Genomic DNA, 2697 nt, shown 5'->3' with positions numbered 1-2697 from the left:
GGGATGTCTATAATGAGAAACGATTGCATTCCTCTCTGGGCTATCGACCACCCAACGAGTTCGAGGCCCTACTGAGGAACGAAAAAGTGAACCGCCAAACCGTCCTACCCTAACCTGTCCAACAAAAGGGGTTCACTCCATAGATTCCAAAGGTTAATATTGTGTTGGTCCTCTGAATCTTATTGAACTGAATGATTCCTAACCGACTGGAGGGAAGATGAGAAAAGCAGCAGTACTACTTTCAGGTCTCATGATTCTGATTTTTGTCATTGGCAGCCCACTTTCTGTTGGGTCAATGACGGCAGTTTCTGTGGGAAGCACACTCTGGTCAGCAATGCAGGATGTTGCCGTTAATGGCAATTATGCCTATTGCTCCATGGAAAAGGGGCTTGTCGTCGTGGATATCAGCAATCTCTCCGAAACGCGATTTGTCAGTCAGATAGCACCTGACAGCGGAATGGCGTTGGGATCGATGATTGCGGGCAACTATTTATATGTGGCATTCTGGAGCGGTGGGATGGGAATATATGATGTCAATGACCCGGCCAGTCCCAATTTGGTCGGGAGAATCAATCCCGGCGGCTATATTAATGATGTCTTTGTCCAGGGCAATTATGCCTATCTATCCGACAGGTATGGCTTTTTCTATGTCGTTGATATTTCTGCGCCTTCCTCGCCTCAGCTTATGACGACTTTGAGCGGATTTAATGGCGCATTCGCGGTCAAGGTTATCGATACGGTCGCTTATCTGGGAACAAGTAGCGGGCTGGTGACTATTAATGTGGCAAGCCCTGATACCTCTATTTTTATTTCCATATGCAGCACGCAGACGCGTGTTTATGACATTGCCATCGCCAATGGCATTGCCTATGTCGCCTGTGAAAGCAAGGGACTGCAAGTTATAGCCATGCCGCGGCCTGATGACATGTATATTCTCGGCGGATACGGAATAATAGGGGGCGCATATGGCGTTGATGTAGCGGGCGATGTGGCTTATCTGGCCCGATATGATTATTCCAGCGGCATCGTAAACAGCGGGCTGATGGCCTTCGATATCACTAATCCTGAAGTTCCGACATTGATAGGTTTATATAGAGATCCGTATGGCTTGAAAGTATCCATAAAGGATTCCATCGCCTTCGTTGCCGACAGAACGCTGGGACTGCAATTGATAAACATATTGCACCCTCCAAGCTTCGGTCTAATCGGGGAATACAGGACGCAGGAGTCGCGATGTGTGGCGATTGCGGGAAACCGCGCTTATGTCGCCGGAAACGGTTTCAGCATAATTGATATATCTGATAACTCCAATCCAATAGTATTGGGGCAAATTCCTTTTGATTACACCGGAATGGATGTCGCCGTGGTCGACACCCTTGCTTTTGTAACCGGCTATTTTACATCGCCATATTCCAACACCGGTCAATTTGCTATAATCAGCATTACCGACGACCAAAATCCATATGTTATTAGTAGTACTTCCTTACCCAAAGCCGGGTTTAGTTTGGCCATTCAGGGGAATTATGCTTATTTGGGCGGGTATGACTCGCTCCAAATATTTGATATCTCCAATCCACTGGTTCCAGTGATCGTAAGTTATTTTCCTCAGCGTTGTGATTACATTGCTGTGCGCGGCGATTTTGCCTATATACCGCATCTTAAGATTCTCAATATAAGTAATCCCCTGTCGCCACATTTGGAGGGTGAGGACCAGATAGGCGGGGCGGCGGCAGACATAGTGCTCAGGGGAGACACCGCATTTGTGTGCGCCTGGACCGGCGAGTTGATGATGGGATTCGTCTATTCATTTGACATCTCCAACCCGGCGGCTCCATTGATGCTGGACTACGACTATACCGGTGACGATGCGTTCTGTATGGAGTTGAAAAATAATTTTGCTATTGTGGGGACCTATGGAGGGCTCTATTACTTTGATATTACCGACCCGGCGGCCATAGTTTCATCGGGTCATGATGCAGTGTGGGGTTACGTGAGTGACATCGCAGTTGCCGGGGGTTATGGCTACCTGGCGGTCGAAGATGGTTTGCAGATTGTCCGATTTCAGGGAACCTGCTGCGACCTGCCGGGCGATTTCACCAATAATGATTTGGTGAATATTTTGGATGTAACAGCAATGATTGATAATCTATATAAGGGCGGTCCGCCCGCAGCTTGCGTAGCAGAGGCGGACGCGAATGGCAGTGGCGTAGCGAACATTCAGGATATCACTTATCTCATAAAGTTCCTGTATCTTGGCGGTCCAACGCCGATTTGCGGACCGATATAAGAGATTGGCCGGGTGGCCCACCATTCCGATCGCGGCCGCCAGTATGCCGCCGGCGATTACCAGAATATGCTGAAAGACAATAAGATGGTCTGCAGTATGAGCCGCAAGGGTGACTGTTGGGACAACGCTCCGATGGAGTCATTTTTTGCCACTTTAAAGACAGAACTGATTTACGGGGAACAACTTAGAACACAAGAGGAGGCCAAAACGAGAATATTTGAGTATATTGAAATGTCTTACAATCGAGAACGCCGTCATTGTCATTCGAGCCGGTAATGTCAATATTAGTGTGGAAATTGGTATATCCTTTTTTTCATTTATTTAGGCTGCTTTTTGTATCATGTTTTTGATGGTTTTTATTATTTCATTGTTTCTGTGCCATTTATGATTGAAATAGTTGAATAAAGCAT

The 2697-nt window shown here is 47.1% G+C and carries 1 protein-coding gene and 1 pseudogene; both read left to right on the top strand.

Going from position 1 to position 2697, the window contains the following annotated elements; translation table 11 throughout:
- The first annotated feature begins 217 nt into the window (after positions 1 to 217).
- Complete coding sequence (locus NT002_01215; protein MCX6827891.1) at positions 218 to 2287, top strand: hypothetical protein; 2070 nt, start codon at positions 218 to 220, stop codon at positions 2285 to 2287.
- 18 nt (positions 2288 to 2305) lie between these two features.
- A pseudogene (locus NT002_01210) lies at positions 2306 to 2563 on the top strand (IS3 family transposase).
- Positions 2564 to 2697 lie beyond the last annotated feature (134 nt).

The organism is Candidatus Zixiibacteriota bacterium, from assembly GCA_026397505.1.
In the GTDB taxonomy this organism is placed as follows: domain Bacteria; phylum Zixibacteria; class MSB-5A5; order GN15; family PGXB01; genus JAPLUR01.
The sequence above is the reverse complement of the archived record's forward strand: the minus strand, read 5'-3'. Positions and strand labels throughout refer to the sequence as shown.